This is a genomic window from Microbulbifer sp. MKSA007, from assembly GCA_032615215.1.
Classification (GTDB): Bacteria; Pseudomonadota; Gammaproteobacteria; order Pseudomonadales; family Cellvibrionaceae; genus Microbulbifer.
Map to the genome: position 1 here is coordinate 29,374 of CP128431.1, position 17,333 is coordinate 46,706.

15 protein-coding genes are annotated in these 17,333 nt (G+C 53.3%); 6 read left to right on the plus strand and 9 right to left on the minus strand.

What is annotated here, in order from left to right:
- Nucleotides 1-58: 58 nt before the first annotated feature.
- Nucleotides 59-1,078: a LacI family DNA-binding transcriptional regulator gene (locus tag QT397_00120; protein ID WNZ53962.1), complete on the minus strand. Its 1,020-nt coding sequence runs from the start codon at nucleotides 1,076-1,078 to the stop codon at nucleotides 59-61.
- Between the two features lie 263 nt (nucleotides 1,079-1,341).
- Here QT397_00120 and QT397_00125 point away from each other — a divergent pair, with 263 nt between their 5' ends.
- From QT397_00125 to QT397_00140, 4 genes are all read left to right on the plus strand, one after another.
- Nucleotides 1,342-2,145 (plus strand): TIM barrel protein, encoded by an 804-nt coding sequence (locus tag QT397_00125; protein ID WNZ53963.1) that lies wholly within the window; start codon nucleotides 1,342-1,344, stop codon nucleotides 2,143-2,145.
- A 101-nt stretch (nucleotides 2,146-2,246) separates the two neighbouring features.
- Nucleotides 2,247-3,164, plus strand: a complete 918-nt coding sequence (locus QT397_00130; GenBank protein ID WNZ53820.1) for a sugar ABC transporter substrate-binding protein — start codon at nucleotides 2,247-2,249, stop codon at nucleotides 3,162-3,164.
- 170 nt (nucleotides 3,165-3,334) lie between these two features.
- Nucleotides 3,335-4,873, plus strand: a complete 1,539-nt coding sequence (locus QT397_00135) for a sugar ABC transporter ATP-binding protein (protein WNZ53821.1) — start codon at nucleotides 3,335-3,337, stop codon at nucleotides 4,871-4,873.
- A 58-nt stretch (nucleotides 4,874-4,931) separates the two neighbouring features.
- Nucleotides 4,932-5,945, plus strand: a complete 1,014-nt coding sequence (locus tag QT397_00140) for an ABC transporter permease (GenBank protein WNZ53822.1) — start codon at nucleotides 4,932-4,934, stop codon at nucleotides 5,943-5,945.
- Between the two features lie 115 nt (nucleotides 5,946-6,060).
- Here the strand turns inward: QT397_00140 and QT397_00145 are convergent, their stop codons facing one another.
- The 8 genes from QT397_00145 to QT397_00180 all read right to left on the minus strand — a co-directional run bounded on the left by QT397_00145 (nucleotide 6,061) and on the right by QT397_00180 (nucleotide 14,602).
- Nucleotides 6,061-7,122, minus strand: a complete 1,062-nt coding sequence (locus QT397_00145) for a Gfo/Idh/MocA family oxidoreductase (GenBank protein ID WNZ53823.1) — start codon at nucleotides 7,120-7,122, stop codon at nucleotides 6,061-6,063.
- A 133-nt stretch (nucleotides 7,123-7,255) separates the two neighbouring features.
- Nucleotides 7,256-8,341: a sn-glycerol-3-phosphate ABC transporter ATP-binding protein UgpC gene (ugpC, locus tag QT397_00150; protein WNZ53824.1), complete on the minus strand. Its 1,086-nt coding sequence runs from the start codon at nucleotides 8,339-8,341 to the stop codon at nucleotides 7,256-7,258.
- 11 nt (nucleotides 8,342-8,352) lie between these two features.
- Nucleotides 8,353-9,171: a carbohydrate ABC transporter permease gene (locus QT397_00155; protein ID WNZ53964.1), complete on the minus strand. Its 819-nt coding sequence runs from the start codon at nucleotides 9,169-9,171 to the stop codon at nucleotides 8,353-8,355.
- Between the two features lie 42 nt (nucleotides 9,172-9,213).
- Nucleotides 9,214-10,152 (minus strand): sugar ABC transporter permease, encoded by a 939-nt coding sequence (locus tag QT397_00160; protein WNZ53825.1) that lies wholly within the window; start codon nucleotides 10,150-10,152, stop codon nucleotides 9,214-9,216.
- A complete protein-coding gene (locus QT397_00165) occupies nucleotides 10,152-11,411 on the minus strand; it encodes a sugar ABC transporter substrate-binding protein (GenBank protein ID WNZ53965.1) in 1,260 nt (419 codons plus the stop codon). The genes QT397_00160 and QT397_00165 overlap by 1 nt, the downstream gene beginning before the upstream one ends.
- Nucleotides 11,412-11,439: 28 nt before the next feature.
- Entirely contained in the window at nucleotides 11,440-12,603 is a 1,164-nt protein-coding gene (locus QT397_00170; protein WNZ53826.1) for a PLP-dependent transferase, read from the minus strand.
- A complete protein-coding gene (locus QT397_00175) occupies nucleotides 12,600-13,325 on the minus strand; it encodes a FadR/GntR family transcriptional regulator (protein ID WNZ53827.1) in 726 nt (241 codons plus the stop codon). Before QT397_00175 ends, QT397_00170 begins: the two co-directional genes overlap by 4 nt.
- A gap of 791 nt (nucleotides 13,326-14,116) precedes the next feature.
- Entirely contained in the window at nucleotides 14,117-14,602 is a 486-nt protein-coding gene (locus tag QT397_00180; protein WNZ53828.1) for a hypothetical protein, read from the minus strand.
- 216 nt (nucleotides 14,603-14,818) lie between these two features.
- Between QT397_00180 and QT397_00185 the strand changes: the two genes are divergently transcribed.
- Both QT397_00185 and QT397_00190 read left to right on the plus strand, forming a co-directional pair.
- Entirely contained in the window at nucleotides 14,819-15,844 is a 1,026-nt protein-coding gene (locus tag QT397_00185; protein WNZ53829.1) for a LacI family DNA-binding transcriptional regulator, read from the plus strand.
- A 193-nt stretch (nucleotides 15,845-16,037) separates the two neighbouring features.
- Nucleotides 16,038-17,321, plus strand: a complete 1,284-nt coding sequence (locus tag QT397_00190; GenBank protein WNZ53830.1) for an extracellular solute-binding protein — start codon at nucleotides 16,038-16,040, stop codon at nucleotides 17,319-17,321.
- The last annotated feature ends 12 nt before the right edge of the window (nucleotides 17,322-17,333 follow it).

Consider the following 17,333-nt stretch of genomic DNA (forward strand, 5'->3'; position numbering starts at 1 on the left):
TTATTTCATAGTTTGGAATATTGGCTCAATTCATCCAAATATCTGCATAAATATTCCATCAGATATTGAAGCGTGTCTTCAAAACAGGTGGCAAAAGCTCGTATTCTGGTTGATTTCCATCAGGAAAATCTTTTTGCCGCCTAATGAGCTTAATACAGCGCTTGAGCTCAGTTTCCATATCATGGGTAATCACGAAGTCCATCTGGCCATTCTCCAGCAGCCTGCGGGAGTTCTCATTGAGCTCGTGGCCAATAAAGGCAATGGGTAAACCCAGCTCACGGATCGCCTTGGCAATGCCCGTGTTTCCGCCAGCCACGTTATAGACGCCAAGCGGCTTGGCCCCTTCATCCAGTCTGCTTTTGAAAAGCTTGTAAACCGTCTCCGCATCATCATTGGAGTTGATGATCTCTGAGATGGTGAGGTTCGGGTACTCCTTGCGTAACAGGCGGCGGAACCCGGTCTCACGCCCCTCCTGACAGCGGTAGTGTGCGCTGGTCGCAAGGAAGATTTCGCCAGACCGGTCACCTGAAAGTTTACCAAGCAACTGCGCGGCGCAAAGACCAGCTGCAATCTGATCCATCCCAACGTAACCAAGGTGTTTAGGGCTCTCCTGGTCCGTGGTCAGACATATAACAGGCGTTCCATTTTCGCTGATTTCTTCAATAGCACGGGTGATCGCAGGGTGTTCGCGCACTGCGATGATGATGCCGTCATACTTGCGCGCCCAGGCAATCATCTGCTCAGAAAACACACTCGGCTCAAAGTCCTTGGTGTGGGATGTGAAGCACTTGAAGCGCACATTCGGATCATCCCCATACCGGCGCTCCACCAGCTCCAGAAGCTCCTCAATGAAGCTCGTTCCGGAATCCACCAGCAGTCCAACTGTTATCGGAGAAACTGTTTCTGAGACAACCTCTTCCGGCGCACGCAGCTCGTTCAGAGCCTTGTGAACCAGCTCCACCTTCCTCTTGGAAACTCCACCCCGTTTATTGAGGACACGGTCAACTGTCGCGGTGGAAACTCCTGCCTTGTTTGCGATGTCCAACACGCTCGGATTCTGCCAGCTGCCCCGCCTCATATATATCACCTTTGATTGTTAAACCATCAAACACATCAATCTTTACGCCGAAATTCACATTTTGACTTCGGGAGAGCAAACCTTCCAAAATATTGAATTCATGGAATATTCGTTCTCTGAATCCGATTTTATCAGTAATTTCAGACTCTAAATTGACAGGTACCATTACTTACATATCATCTTTAGCAGATCAAATTGATGTTTATACATCGGACATTGGGAGAAGTCGTTTGTCGGGAAACATCAACTTCGCATTGAACCACATGCTGGCACCTCAAATGACGTTGGACGCGTTTTTTGGAATGGCAGCTTCCATGGGGATCAATGCCGTAGAAATCCGCAATGACATTGCTGGCAATCCGTTCGAACTGAACACGCCAGCGGAAGACGTCAAGGCACTGGCTGTTAAGCACGGTGTCGAAATCATCAGCATCAATGCACTTCAACGGTTCAACGAGTGGTCAGAGGTTCGTCTTGCTGAAGCAAACGAACTGATCGGCTTTGCTGAGCGTAGTGGCTCCAAGGCCCTCGTCATGTGTCCGGTCAACGACCATGACTATGGCAAAAGCGATGATGAACTGGCTGCGAACCTGCGCCAGTCGCTGAAAGAACTCAAGCCTCTGCTGGAAACCGCCGGTGTGACCGGTCTGGTTGAGCCTCTCGGCTTCCCGCAGTGCTCCTTGCGCCGCAAGGCGGATGCTGTAGCAGCGATCCGCGATGTGGACGGTGAGGGCGTGTTCAAGCTGGTGCATGACACATTCCATCATCACCTTGCTGAAGAAACAGAATTCTTCGCTGACCAGACAGGCCTCATGCACATTTCCGGCGTGGAAGATCCAGCTCTTTCCATCGCTGAAATGCTGGATGATCATCGTCTTCTGGTGGGTGAAGCGGACCGTCTGGGCAACGCTGCTCAGATCAAAACCATGCTTGCAAACGGGTATACGGGCCACGTGTCTCTGGAGCCATTTTCTCCAGTTGTGCATGCCCTTGAAAACGTGGTGGACGCCACGCAGGCAAGCTTTGATTTCCTGAAAAAAGAATTGCAGGCAGCCAACGCTGCCTGAGTATCCAGGCGACTGATTTCGCTAAATTAATTGGCGCAGGTGGGGACTTGCGCCAGCATAATCTTGGGAGAAGTGCCACCTAAGGCACGGAGGAGGAAGTAATGAAACGTACTCTACTGGCTCTTGCTGCATCGGCAATGATGACAACCAGCGTCATGGCTGAGAACATCGGCGTTTCAATGGCTTATTTTGATGATAACTTCTTGACCATTCTGCGCAACGCGATGGGTGAAGAAGCAGCCAAGTCCAACGGCGTTGAGATTCAGTTTGAAGACGCACGCGGTGACATCGGCAAGCAGATCGACCAGGTGCAGAACTTCGTTGCACAGGGCGTTGACGCAATCATCGTAAACCCGGCTGATACTTCCGCAACACCACGCATCACCAAACTGGCCAACAGCGCCGGTATCCCACTCGTTTACGTAAACCGTAAGCCAGAAGACAAAGAACTGCCTGAAAAGGTTGTGTTCGTGGGCTCTGATGAAGTTGTTGCCGGACGTTTGCAGATGGAAGAACTGGCAAAGCAGATGGGTGGCAAGGGTAACGTTGCCATCATGCTTGGCGAACTGGCTTCCAACGGTACTCGTGGCCGTACACAGGGCGTGAAGGAAGTTCTGGGCAACTATCCTGACATCAAGGTAGTTGAAGAGCAGACCGCTGACTTCCAGCGCGCAGAAGCAATCGACCTGATGAACAACTGGATCGTTTCCGGCACCAAAATCGACGCTGTTGCAGCAAACAACGACGAAATGGCTCTGGGCGCTCTGATCGCAATGAAGCAGGCTGGTATTGCAGCAAGCGACATCGCAGTTGCAGGTGTTGACGCTACTCCGGACGCTCTGGCTTCCATGAAAGCTGGCCAGCTGTTCGCAACCGTGTTCCAGGACGCAAAAGGCCAGGGCGCAGGTTCCGTGAAAGCTGCTCTGAAGCTGGCTCGCGGCGAAAAAGTAGACACCATTGTTTGGATCCCATTCAAGCTGGTGAACAAAGCGAACCTGGGCGAGTACCTCGACCAGTAATCAGCTGAGCGGAAGGCTTTAACAGCTTTCCGCTTTTGCCTTGCAGCGCCGTCCGCCTGACAAACTCAGGCAAACGAGAGGACCGCGCGCAGGTACCAAGTGATCAAGCTTCCGGGCCAGGCACCCGGGAGCCCCTCACACTGCCAGCAGAAAAATGGAGTTCACGGACTGTGAGTTTAAGCACACAAGAAGCGGTACGTGAGAATAAGGGTGCCGCAGCCCAACAAAAGTACCTGCTAGAAGTCGATAGTGTGCGCAAGGAGTTCCCCGGTGTTGTTGCACTGGATGATGTGAACCTGCGTATCCGACCCGGCACAGTTCATGCCCTCATGGGAGAAAACGGGGCGGGTAAGTCCACCCTGATGAAAATCATTGCAGGCATCTACCAGCCAGACCGTGGCGAGGTCCGTCTGGGTGGCAAGCAAGTGCAGATGTACACGCCACTGGATGCTCTGGAGCAAGGCGTTGCCATGATCCATCAGGAACTCAACCTGATGCCGTTCATGACCATCGCCGAAAACATCTGGATCCGCCGGGAGCCACTCACCAAGCTTGGGTTTGTTGACCATAAAGCTCTGCGTGAGAACACCCAGAAGCTGTTTGACCGACTGAACATCAGTCTGGATCCGGAAACTGAAGTTCGTGACCTTTCCATCGCCAACCGGCAGATGGTCGAGATTGCAAAAGCAATTTCCTATGAATCCGATGTTCTGATCATGGACGAGCCAACTTCGGCCCTGACAGACCGTGAAGTTGAACACCTCTTCCAGATCATTGCCAGCCTGAAGGCCGACGGAAAAGGCATCGTCTACATCACCCATAAGATGGACGAAGTTTTTGAGATTGCAGATGACGTGTCCGTCTTCCGCGATGGCAAATACATCGGCACAGATCTGGCCAGCAATCTGGACAGCGACCAGCTCATCCGCATGATGGTGGGCCGCGAGATCACCCAGATGTTCCCGAAAGAGGAAGTGCCGATCGGGGACGTGGTTCTTTCCGTGAAGGACCTGTGTCTGGACGGTGTATTCGAGAACGTGAGCTTTGATCTGCGGGCAGGAGAAATCCTCGGCGTTGCCGGTCTGGTGGGCTCAGGCCGCACCAACGTGGCAGAGACGATCTATGGTGTGACACCAGCCACCGCTGGCACCATCGACGTGTTTGGCGAGACGGTTGAGATCAAAACACCCGCTGAAGCCATGGACCATGGCATGGCACTGCTGACCGAAGACCGCAAGGACACCGGCCTGTTCCTGATGCTCGACATTCAGGAAAACATGCAGATCGCTCTGCTCAGTCAGGATCACGTGAAAGGCGGCTTTGTCGCTGAGAGCACTGTTTCCAAGCTCTGCAAGGAAATGAGTGATGCGCTGCGTGTGAAAACGCCGGGCATGAACGAGCGCATCGAGAACCTGTCTGGTGGCAACCAGCAGAAGGTTCTGATCGGTCGCTGGCTGCTGACCAAACCCCGCATCCTCATTCTGGATGAACCAACCCGCGGCATCGACGTGGGTGCAAAGGCTGAAATCCATAAGCTCATTACCAAACTGGCAGGTGAGGGCGTTGCTGTTCTCATGATCTCCTCCGAGATGCCGGAGGTGCTGGGCATGAGTGACCGCGTGATGGTGATGCACGAAGGACATGTCACCGGAATTCTGGACCGAGCTGAAGCAGATCAGGTCAGCGTTATGCGCCTTGCTTCCAACTAAGAATTTTCATGCGCGGCAGCTTTAAGCGCCCGACGCAGAGATTGAAAGGACTTGCCAGATGGCAAATGCAACAGACGTAGCTGAGAACAACGCTCCAGCTAGAAAACTGCCGGTCGAGGCCAACATCTTCCTCGTTCTGATCGGCATTGCAGTCTTTTTTGAAGTACTGGGCTGGATTGTGAAGGGCGATACCTTCCTGTTTAACCCACAGCGCCTGCTGATCATGGTTCTGCAGGTTTCCATCATCGGCCTTCTGGCCATCGGCGTAACACAGGTGATCATCACCGGCGGTATCGACCTGTCTTCAGGCTCGGTGCTTGCCCTCTCGGCCATGGTGGCCGCCAGTTTTGCGCAAACTTCCGACTATGCCCGTGCTGTCTTCCCGATGTTCACGGATATGCCATTCCTCGTACCAGTGTTCGCAGGTATCGCCGTCGGGGCCTTAGCCGGGTTCATAAACGGGTCGCTCATAGCCTACACGGCCATTCCCCCGTTTATCGCGACCCTCGGCATGATGGTAACTGCACGCGGTCTGGCACGCTACTACACCAAGGGCCAGCCAATCAGCCTGCTTTCTGAAGAATACATGTGGCTCGGTTCCGGCACCATTCCGGTGATCATCTTCCTGATGGCCGCAGTGATCTTCCACATAGCCTTGCGCTTCACCCGTTACGGCAAGTTCACCTACGCAACCGGTGCAAACGTTCAGGCTGCAAAAGTGTCCGGCATCAACGTTGGTCGTCATCTGATCAAAGTGTACACCCTTGCAGGTCTGCTGGCTGGTCTGGGCGGTGTTGTGGCTGCAGCACGTGCTGGTAGTGGACAGGCCGGTATGGGCCTTGCATATGAGCTTGACGCCATCGCTGCAGCTGTTATTGGCGGAACAAGTCTTGCGGGCGGCGTCGGTCGCATCACAGGCACCGTCATTGGCACCATTATTCTGGGTACAATGATGAGTGGTTTCACTTTCCTTGGTATTGATGCTTACATCCAAGACATCGTGAAAGGTGGTATCATTGTAGCTGCAGTGGTTGCGGACCAATACCGCCAGCGCAAACGGGCAAAAGCCTAGTTAGCCAGTTAAAGATTTTAGGCTAAAACCTCCCACGGATGATGCCTAATACCCGAGCAGGAGAGCCCTCGTCCGGCCTCCTGCTCTTTTTCTTTTTATACGCTTAGAAAGTGCCTCAGATATAGGCTTTGGAAGGTTCAGCTTCCCGCACATCTGCCCGCGTACCAGTGCGAGACGAGGTCTCCATTGCCTCGATCAACGCATGAACCATCAGGGCATCATGTCCGGTCACTTTCGGATCGCGATGTTCAATGATGCTGAGCGCAAAATCGTCGATCAAATCCCGGTGCCAGTCACACGGAAACGCCATAGGGTTCGCCCCGCCGCCTGTGCCGTCCTTCGAACCATTACGCCCGCCAAACACATCGATGGAGCCGTCACGATAGGTCACCGTCAGCTTGCTGCCTTCCAGATGAGCGGACGCCTTTGAGCCATCAAACACCAGTGTTTCTTTCGCATCCGGATATGTCGCTGTCGTTGCCATGATGGAGCCAACAGCACCGCTGTGAAACTCAACACCCGCAGTGGCAAAGTCTTCTGCTTCCATCTTGTGCGCACCGGTCGTGGCGCAAAGAGCCTGAACAGATTTGGCCGGACCTGTGAGACTGAGCATCAGGTCCAGCACATGGATCGCCTGCGTGATGAGCACGCCGCCACCGTCTCTTTCATAAGTGCCGCGACCTGCCTGATCATAGTAAGCCTGATCCCGCCACCAGGGGATGTTCGCGCGCACCAGATGAATTTCGCCCAGAGCGCCTTCATCTAACAAAGCCCGCAACTGCCTTGCCCCTTCGCGGAACCGGTGCTGGAACACCACGCCGTACTTTACGCCGGCATAATCGCAAAGCTCCACCAGTTCAGCCGCAGCCTCATAGGTCCGTTCCAGTGGCTTTTCTGTCAGGATGTGCTTACCTGCGCTGGAGAACAGCTCCACCAGATCATGCCGTTGGTCAGGCGGCGTCAGCAGAAGGACGGCATCGATCTCCGGATCGCCTGCGATCTCGTCAGGGCTGTCGAAACACGTCCAGCCGTACTTTTCAGCAACGGCCTCAGCCTTGGCTTTGGTTCGGTTGTAAAGGCCAGCAACCTCGACGTGATTTCTCAAAAGATCAAGCGCTTCGAGATGTGGTTTTGCGGCCATTCCCAAACCAACAACGGCCAGACTGATCGACGGCATTCAGAGCACTTCCTTCTGCACTGGTTATATATCAGGCAGTGTTTATACCAGTTTAGGTTGCCCCAGAAGAACGTGAAAACCCTGAGTCCAGAAAGGCGGTTCGTTGTCGAAACAACGAACCAGTTCGGGGAACTTATACGGGAGACTCCAGCCGCATTTCAGTTCGAGCATCAAACATATGCAGCTTTTCTTTTTGGTAGGTCACATGAACTTGTGTGCCTTCTGCAATATCAGGCCGTTCGAGTGTGAAGATTTTAAGGCTTTCCTGTCCGATACGCACATGAACCAGCGTGGAAAGGCCCATGGGCTCAATCAGATCCACCGTTGCAGCCAGGGTGGCTGGACCTTCCTCTGTGATCATCAGATGCTCAGGCCGCACACCCAGAACAAGATCCATCTGATCCTTCAAACCCGCACTTTCCGGCAGAACAATCTGATGGTTCTCATCGGTCTGCAGGTGGTAGCCATCACCAGATGCACGAGCTGTGCCTTTGATGAAGTTCATGGCCGGAGAACCGATGAAGGACGCCACAAAAACATTGGCTGGCTTGTCATAGATTTCCAGCGGCGTGCCCACTTGCTGAATATATCCATCATGCATCGCCACGATTCTGTCGGCCATGGTCATGGCTTCAATCTGGTCATGGGTCACATAGATAGATGTCGCTTTCAGCTTACGGTGCAGCTTGCGGATTTCTGAACGCATCTGTTCGCGCAAGCGCGCATCCAGATTGGAGAGCGGCTCATCAAACAAAAACGCCTGCGGATCACGCACAATCGCACGGCCCATGGCAACACGCTGACGCTGACCGCCGGAGAGTGCTTTCGGGCGACGTTCCAACAGACCATTCAGGCCGAGGATGTTGGAGACCCCGTTCACAGCACTGGCGATCTTCTCCTTCGGCGATTTGCGAAGGGTCATCGCGTAACTGATGTTCTCTTCCACGCTCATATGCGGGTAGAGCGCATAGGACTGGAACACCATGGCGATATCTCGGTCGCGCGGCGGCAGATCATTGATGATCCGCTCGTTGATGGAGATTGAGCCAGAGGTCACTTCCTCAAGCCCCGCAATCATGCGCAGTAAGGTAGATTTTCCGCAGCCGGACGGGCCTACCAGCACAATGAACTCGCCATCCTGAATGTTCAGGTCGATCCCGTGCAGAACAGCGGTGTTGCCGTAGGATTTGGTTGCCTCGGTGATTTGAATAGAAGCCATAAAGTACCTCGTTATCCTTTGACCGCACCGGCGGTAAGACCCTGCACCAGATAACGCTGGATGAGGAAGAAGAAGATTGCCGCAGGAATGAGCGCCAGGAAGCCAGCTGCCATCATCTGCCCGAAATCGACAGAGAACTTGGAGATGAACGTAAGCAGACCAACAGGGAAGGTGACAGCATCTGGACTGCTGACCAGCATGAGCGCAAAGAGCAGTTCGCTCCACGCCGCGGTGAACACAAAGCCAAGCGTGGCTGCAATACCCGGCAGGGTGAGCGGGAAGATGATCTTCACCAGAGCACCAAAACGCGTATTGCCATCAATCATGGCTGCTTCTTCAAGATCTTTGGGAATGCCGTCAAAAAACGACTGCATCAGAAAGGTTGCAAACGGTACGTTGAAGGCTGTGTAGACCACAACAAGCCCAAGCAGACTGTCCGTCAGCCCCAGCGGTGTGAGAATGCGGAAGATCGGTGCGATCAGCATCACCAGCGGGAACATCTGAGTGATCAGCATCAGGACGATGATGATGGCCTTGCCGCGATACTGGAACCGCGAGAATGAGTATCCCGCTGCTGCTGCGATCAGCGTGGAAATGAGAGCCGTTGCGCCGGACACAATGGCCGAGTTGATAAAGAACTGCGGGAAGTCCGTATCCGTCATCACCTGCGCGAAGTTCGCCCATGTGGTCTCGGAGGGCCACATGCGGATGCCTTCAGAGTAAAGCAGGTTCGTGGGCGTCACAGCCACCTTGAACAGCCAGAAGAGCGGGAACAAGGCAAAGAACAGAAAGCAGGCGAGCAGGCCGTAATGGACACTCCAGTCCACCATCCGTTGGCCCTTTGATTTTGCATAGTATGCCATAACAGAGCCTCAGGTTTCGCGCAGCAGACTGCGTCTGATGAAGATGATGGAGACCGCATAAGCCAGCAGCAGAACCAGCAGTACAGCCGCGATTGCGGAGGCATAGCCAAAGTCCAGACGGCGGAAGGCCTGCGTGAAGATGTAGCTGGAGACAATCTGCGTTGAATCTGCCGGGCCACCATTGGTCATGACGATGATCAGATCAGCAAAGTTGGCGATCCAGATGGTGCGCAGCATCAGCGTAATCGCAATGGTCGGCGCAAGAAACGGCAGTGTGATGCTGACAAACTGCTGCCTGCGGCTCGCGCCATCAATGGAAGCGGCCTCATAAATCTCACCTGGAATGGATTGAAGCGCTGCGAGCAATGTGATGGCAAAAAATGGAATGCCAAACCAGATGTTGGCAACAATCGGGCCCCACATGGCCAGATCAGGATCCGACAGGATATTTGTCGGCTCACTTAAGATGCCAAGAGCAAACAGCCAATGGGGCAGGGGACTGATGACCGGATTGAACATCCACGCCCAGTTGAGGCCTGACAAAAACGCTGGCACGGCCCATGGCAGAAAAACCAGTGATTGGATGATGCGCCGCCCGGGAAACGTGCGATTGAGCAAGAGAGCGAGCGTCAAACCCAGAAAGAATTGAAAGAACAGCGAGGTTACTGTCCACCAGAAGGTATTGAATAGCGCATTATGGAAGTTCTGGTCGTGCCAGACTGCTTCAAAGTGCGCGAAGCCCACATAGCCACCACTGAATGGATTGAGGATGCGAATGTCTCTGACCGTATACGTCAGGCCAACCACCAGCGGCACCATCATCACCGTCACCAACAACACAATGGCTGGGCTGGCGTAAAAGTAGGGCTCAAGTCGGGATAGGAATCTGCGAGAGGTCACACCCTGCCGATTGGCAGGGTGTGCTCCAAGGTCTGTGGCAGTTGTCATCACTGTTTAGCCAGCCACTTTTTCTGTGCTGCAGAGAGGTAATCTCCCCACTCTTTGCCCAGCTCTTCCGCAGATTTGCGGCCCAGCAGAGCTTCCTGACTGGTGCGGATGGACATGGAGTCTTTGAAGAACGCAAACTCTTCAAGGTGAGTTGGCATGGTCAGCGGGTGGACGTCCGGATCGGACAGTTCTTCAAACCAACCAGCAAACTGCGGGGTGTTGTAGTGCGGATCGCTCTCAGCATCCTTGTAGATTGGCAGAGTGCCAACACGCTTGGACCACTCAAGGTTGGCATCACGGCTCTGCAGCTTCGCGATCAGCTTCCAGGAAGCGTCTTTGTGCTCACTGTCAGAGAACATGGACCAGCCTGCGTATCCGATGGTTGGATAGGCTTTGCCATTTGGCCCTTTTGGCATGGTGGTTACGCCAAAGTCGTTCGGGTCCATGCGCTGCGCAATACCAATCAGCGCATCTGGATCCTGATCCAACATGGCGCAGGTGCCGGAGTAGAAGCCCGCCACGATTTCGTTGAAGCCCCAGTTCAGGCTGTCTTTTGGAGCAAGGCCATCCTGATAAAGATCGACCATGAACTGCGCACCCTTAATCCACGCCTCGGTGGACATGATGCTGTTACCTTCTTCATCGAAGAACTGATCAGTGCCAGCGGTTGTTGCACCAAACACCGCCCAGCCATTCAGGCCACCGGACCCGCCACGCAGACAGAAGCCGTATTTGCCTGGCAGTGCAGAAACTTTCTCAGCAGCCTCGCGGAAGTCATCCAGAGTTACCGGTGGCTTCTCAACACCAGCTTCTTTGAAGAGCTTCTTGTTGTAGAACATAGCGCGCAGATAGAAGCCGTAAGGCAGCATGTAAGCGGTGCCGGTGCCACTGCGGGCCATCTCAATGGTGCGGGCATTCAGCTTGTCTGTGCCATCCCAGCTTGTCAGGTAAGGCTCTAGGCTTTCAAGAGCGCCGTTATTGGCGTAAAGCGCAGCCCATGTGTCTGGCATTTCAACCACATCCGGTGTCTGACCAGCAGAAACCATGGTCGCGAACTTCTCGAATGCCTGCCCCCATGGCAACGAGATAATTTCAACTTTGGTGCCCGGGTTTTCTGCTTCAAACTCAGAAACGATACCCTGCAAAACCTTGGTACGTTCCGGGCTCGTGATCACTTCCACCAGCTGTAGGTTGGTTTCAGCAACTGCCGGACCTGCAATAGCTGTTGCCACAAGACTTGTGGCCAATAACTTCTTCAAACTCATAATTGCCTCTCCTCTAGCAATGTTATTCTGATGCGGCTCCCAACGCTTCTTGGAGGTCCCCCCAGAGATCCTCAGGGTCTTCAAGGCCGACATTCAGGCGAACGACGTGCGGTGACACGCCAAAGAATGCGGTTGAGTTTGGTCCTCCCGACTGAATAAGAGAGGCCTGTGCAGGGCAAATCAGGCTTTCATGCCCGCCCCAACTCACACCGATTTTGAAAATTTTCAGGTGGTTACAAAGCGCTTCGACACTGACATTTTCTGCCAGCTCGATCGAAAAGAGACCGGACGTTCCACGCAGACCCGGGTGGGCCTTGTTCTGGAATGCCGGATGGAAAACTGTTTTAACCGCAGGGTGTTCCGCCAGTCTTTTGGCGATCTCCATGCCTGCCTGTTCATGGGCTTTCATACGCAGTGGGAGTGTGCGCAGGCCCCGCAGCAGCAACCACGCCTCAAACGGCGACAGCTTGCTGCCCAGATACTGGGTCACTTCCCCACGGATCTGCGCAACGCGCTCTGCAGACGTGGCGATCACACCAGCCACCACGTCACTATGGCCGCTGATGTACTTGGAAGCAGAATGCACCACAATATCACAGCCCAGTTTGATCGGGTTTTGGAAGATTGGTGAAGCCCAACTGTTGTCAATGATTGTGGTCACACCCGCCTCTTTGGCACGCTCACACAGAGCCTTCACATCATGCGCCTCCATGATCCAGCTGGTCGGGCTTTCCAGATAAAACAGGGAGTGGCCAGGTAGGGCGGCTTCAACGGTCGCCAGATTGCTGCCGTCAATATAGTCGATACTGACACCAAACTTGCGCAGGAAAATCTCGAAGAAGCGGTAGGTATCCGGATAAACATGTTTGACGGAAAGGATCCGGTCTCCGGGTTTCACCACCGACAAGATGGCAGACGAAATAGCAGCCATTCCGCTAGATAGTGCGAGAGCATCTTCAGAGCCCTCTAGCTTGGCGATTTTCTCCTCAAACGCACGCACAGTTGGGTTGATGCCACGGGTGTAAACCGGACGGTTGATCTTGCCCGCGAAGGTGTCACACATCTCCTGATAGGAGGAGAAGGTGAAAAGCGAGTTCTGGAAAATCGGCGGCACCACCGCATCCGCAAAGGATGCTTCGTCATGCGCGACAACTGTTGCTGTGTCCTCCCCCCACAGATCGATCATACTAAGTCCGTTTCCTGTGCCATCTGCACAATATCTTCTTCAACCACACTCAAAATTTCCAAGGTATGTTTGCGGGCCTTCTCCGTGTCTCCACTGGCGATGGCGTCAAATAATTGTCGGTGAAATGGAAAAGACCGTCCGGCAAAATCCTTGCGATCGAACGGCATCTCAAAAAAGCTCTCAAAAGACTCCCGCATCTGCTGCAACAGCTGCTCAAACAGCGGATTTCCTGCTGCACGGTAGATGGAGAGGTGAAACTCAAGGTCCTCAGGGCCTGCAGTACCATTAAGGTGATGGACCGCTTCCATGTGCTCCAGCTTGGTGCGCATCTCTTCGATCTCATCAGGCGTTGCTCGCTGCGCCGCCAGAATGGAGGCTTCCACCTCCAACGCCCGGCGCACTTCCAGCGTCTGCAACAGGCCATCCCGTTTGGTGGCAATGGACAGCGGCAGATAAACTGTTTTCTCTGAAAGTGGACGCTTCAGATAAGTGCCGGACCCACGGCGGATCTCAACAATACCCAGTGCCTGCAAATGACGGATCACCTCACGAATGGACGAGCGGCCAACTTTCAGGCCGTTCATCAGCTCTCGTTCCGTGGGCAGTCTGTCACCGGGCTGCAAGCCTTCCTCCACGATGAAGTCTGTCAGCGATTGCAGGATCGCATCGCTTCTGTCCTCGGTCTTGATTGGCCGAATTTTATTATTGGATGGGCTTGGCAAGTTGGGCTCCGCACAGATGTTCGTTTCATTTTGTCTGCCATCAGACGTCAGACCAATTTTAGAAACAGGATTTTACGCTTGTAAATCCCAGCTGTGCACAACCCCTGATTTATCGCAGCGCACCTAGAAGGAAAGCTGTGAAATATCAGCGTGGTATATAGGATGAAGAAAAATGGAGGCGTTCAACGCTGAAGGGCATACATTCTAGAGAACAGAGACGTCCAAATGCGCAGGATGAAGGCTAAAATCCCTTGCTGTTGGCCGGTCCGTATCTATCAGACCGCCGATTCTCCAAATAGATATTATGCGGGCGCACGAGAACACATCTATCAGCGACGTATTCTCTTCCAAGGTCAGAGGTGACGTACATACAGCACATCAACTCAGACTCCGATTTCTGTCTGACCTTGATGTAACCCTCTTGCACCCAACTGTGTGGGATCTTTCTTATCTTTAAATGCCGCTGAAAGGCTTGCCGATAGTACTCTGACGTTAGCAAGTACGATACTTTGTTTTTTGGGTCAGGAGTGGTTGATAGATGAAACTGCAGTTCTTGAACTGCTTTTCTCTTCAAGAAGAGTTGGAACTTACCTAGTGCCCAATAACCACCCAAGTCATTGCATCTGCTAATGAAACTATCAAGAAGATCGTTACATATGCCTTGTAACTCAGAACGTCTTGCCATAACGGCTCCAGCCTATGACGACCAACTTTAAAAAGTAACTCAAATTGGCCTTTCTGGGGCCATGCTTAATAGAACATTTTCTTTTCGCTAATTGCAACTCAATCCATTAGTGCACACGTCCACCAGAACCTTTTTTCACAATATCCGTCAGCACATGCGATGGCACTGGCAGCATGACCTGGCCTAGGTTTTTGAGGGTTTCAGCAAAGTTTGCGGCGGCTTGTTCAACTTCCTCACAACGCTGAGGGCAGGTGATGTGTTGCAGGCAGAATTTTGCTGTGTCCGTATCGTGTTGAAGCCCCGCGATCAGGCCCATCGTCAGGCATTCTTCGACACAAAGATGCTGGGAATCGTAGGGGTAGCATCGAAGCGGGCAGGCGGCACAGCGCTTCAGTGTACGCACATATTGAGAGAGGCTTGCCAGAGCCACGCCAGCATCCTGATGTCCAAGCGCTTCGCTGTACAGATCCCATGCCATTTCCCAAGGCGCGATGGAACCGGTTTCAAAGCCGGACGACCACCGACGATAGCCTTCCAGAACCAGTCTTTCTGGTTGGCGTTCCAGATAAACATCATTTGCCCCAACATCCATGGGTAGCGCCTCTTCCGTGCCTCTGGCAGCATCTCACTCCGCCAGTAATTTAAATATGAGTATCATAGTATAGTTTAATTGCACCCACGTGTTCAAGCAGGAGTTTTGGGTATGCTGACATTTAGCGGTTGAAGCCTCTTGATACACAGGGTGGTTGTGCTGGATAGCAAACTCATGCAAGCTCCGGTGCTTGCAACAGCACACCAAGAGGATCGGATGAGCGAAACGAGAGACGACCGTCAGACAGCCACCATTGTGGATGTGGCCGAACGCGCCGGTGTGGCCGTTGGCACGGTGTCCCGTTTCATCAATGGGCGTGAGGTTCGCAAGACCAACGAGATGCGCATTCGCGAAGCGATCAAGGAGCTGGGCTACCAGACCAACACCTTCGCGCAGGCCATGAAGACCGATGTGACCAAGACCGTTGCTGTGGTGATGGATGGCTTTGATGAGTTCCACACGCAGGTGCTCTCCAACGTCATCACCCAGTTTTTTGACCACGGCTATCAGGTCACCACCTATCACCTGAAGAACGAACCGGGCGAGCTGGACAACCTTATGTCCATCATGACGGCCCGCAAGTTTGATGGGGTGGTGATGAGCGGCACGTTCAACAACACCATCTCACTGGATCAACTGCGCTCCTTACAAAAGCCGATCGTCCTGTTCAACGATGAAGCCACCGGCATTGATATTGACCGAGTACTGGTGAACAACCGCGAAGCCTCCAAGCGAGCCGTTCAGCATATGATCGAGATGGGACATGAACGCATCGCGATCATCAAGGCCAGTGATCTGCAATCCTCTTCCCGCGGGCGTTATCAGGGGTTCTGTGATGCTATGGAAGAAGCAGGCCTTCAGGTCATAGAAGAATACGTCTGCGAAGGGTCGTGGCGGCTATCAGATGGCTACTTCGCACTTCAGCAGTTGATGGCATTGGATGAACCACCGACAGCGCTGTTCTCCGTCAACTACGAGATGACCATGGGCGTGCTGGAAGCGATGAAGGAGCAAGGGCTGCAAGTTGCAAAGGACCTGTCTCTGGTCAGCTACGACGACCCGTATTTCTTCCGCTTGCTTACCCCAAGCATCACCGCAATTGCGCAGCCGCATGATGTAATTGCGTCGCGTTTGGTGGAGATGATGCTGACACGGCTCAACAACGGGATTTCCTCCTCCTCCCGCAAAATGACTGTCTCTTGCGATGTGATCCTGCGTGATTCCGTGGCGCGTCTGCGCTGATTTTTTCACAAGCGCCGAAGAACGGGAAAGTGTTTTTGTTTCAGAAGACATAGGATCTGTGCAGAGTAAATATGCCGCTTTGCAGCAAAGTTGAAATTATTGAAATTAGTTGACAACGGTATCAACTAAAGGAAAACTTCCAGCATGACGCAGGGTCTCGATGGGGGAGAACCTGCCAGTCTGGGGGGATATTATGAAACTCATTCGGCTCGCGGCAGCGGCTTCATTTTTTGCGTGTTCATCATTTTCATTGGCCAGTGCTGAGACAGAACTCAAGCTCTGGAACCTGACCAGCTCCTCTGATGCGGTCAACAAACATTGGGAAGAGGTAATCGCCACCTTTGAGGAGGCGCATCCGGGCATCAAGATCAACTACGAGACGTTTCCCAGTGATGCTTACAAGACAGGCCTGCAAGTAGCGCTGGCGTCTGATGCTGGGCCGGATATCTTCTTCAACTGGTCCGGCGAAGACGCTGCCGTGCTGGCACGCAACGGGCTGACTGCGGACCTGACCGAGATTGGCGCAAAGCCGGGCATGTGGGGCGAGAAGATTGCACCGGGCATGTTTGATGCCTTCACGGTTGGCGGCAAAGTCCACGGTGTGCCAACGCATCTGATCACCAAATACATGTTCTACAACACCAGCTTCTTTGCAGATAACAATCTCAGCGTTCCAACCACGCTTGGTGAGCTAAAAACCTCCTGTAAAGCCATCCGCGACATCAATCCGCGCATGTCGCCTATCTCACTGGGCAACGCGGAAAAGTGGAAAGGCGTACATTACATCTCTACGCTGAACCAGAAAATCGTCGGCGAAGAGCAAGTCGCTAAAGACTATGCATTGGACGGCAATGCTTCGGAGTTATTCTCTGATCCCGGTTATGTGGAAGCCCTGCAAACGCTTGTTGATCTCAGTCAGGCTGGTTGCTTCAACAAAGCACCAAACGCCACCACAGCAGATGCCTCCCGCAGCCTGTTTGCGGCTGGTCAGGCAGCCATGATTTACTGCGGAAACTGGTGTCCGGGTACATTTGACAGCGAAGGCCTTGAAGGCGGTTATGATCTGGCTCGCTTCCCGGCAGCTGAAAACGGCAAGGGCAATCAGGACTATAACTTTGCCTTGCTGGAAGGCTATCAGATCTCAGCCAGAACGAAGAACATGGATGCCGCTTCCACCTTTGTGAACTTCCTCGTCTCCGGTGAAACACAGGCCAAACGCGCACGAGACTTTGGTCGCCTGCCAGTCAACGCCTCTCACATGGGTGAAGAAGACGGTACACCAATCTTCCGCAAAATCGCAAAGGATGCAGGCAGTTATGCCGGTCTGGTGCTTATTCTGGATGTGGGACTGGAGAAGTCCGTTTCTGAGCATTACCTCAGCATCATTCAGGAAGTACTGAATGAAACTAAGACTCCTGAACAAGCCATGGGTGAAATCCGTGCGCGTGCTCAAAAAGCAAAAGAGCAACAGGGCTAACCCCTCCACGCT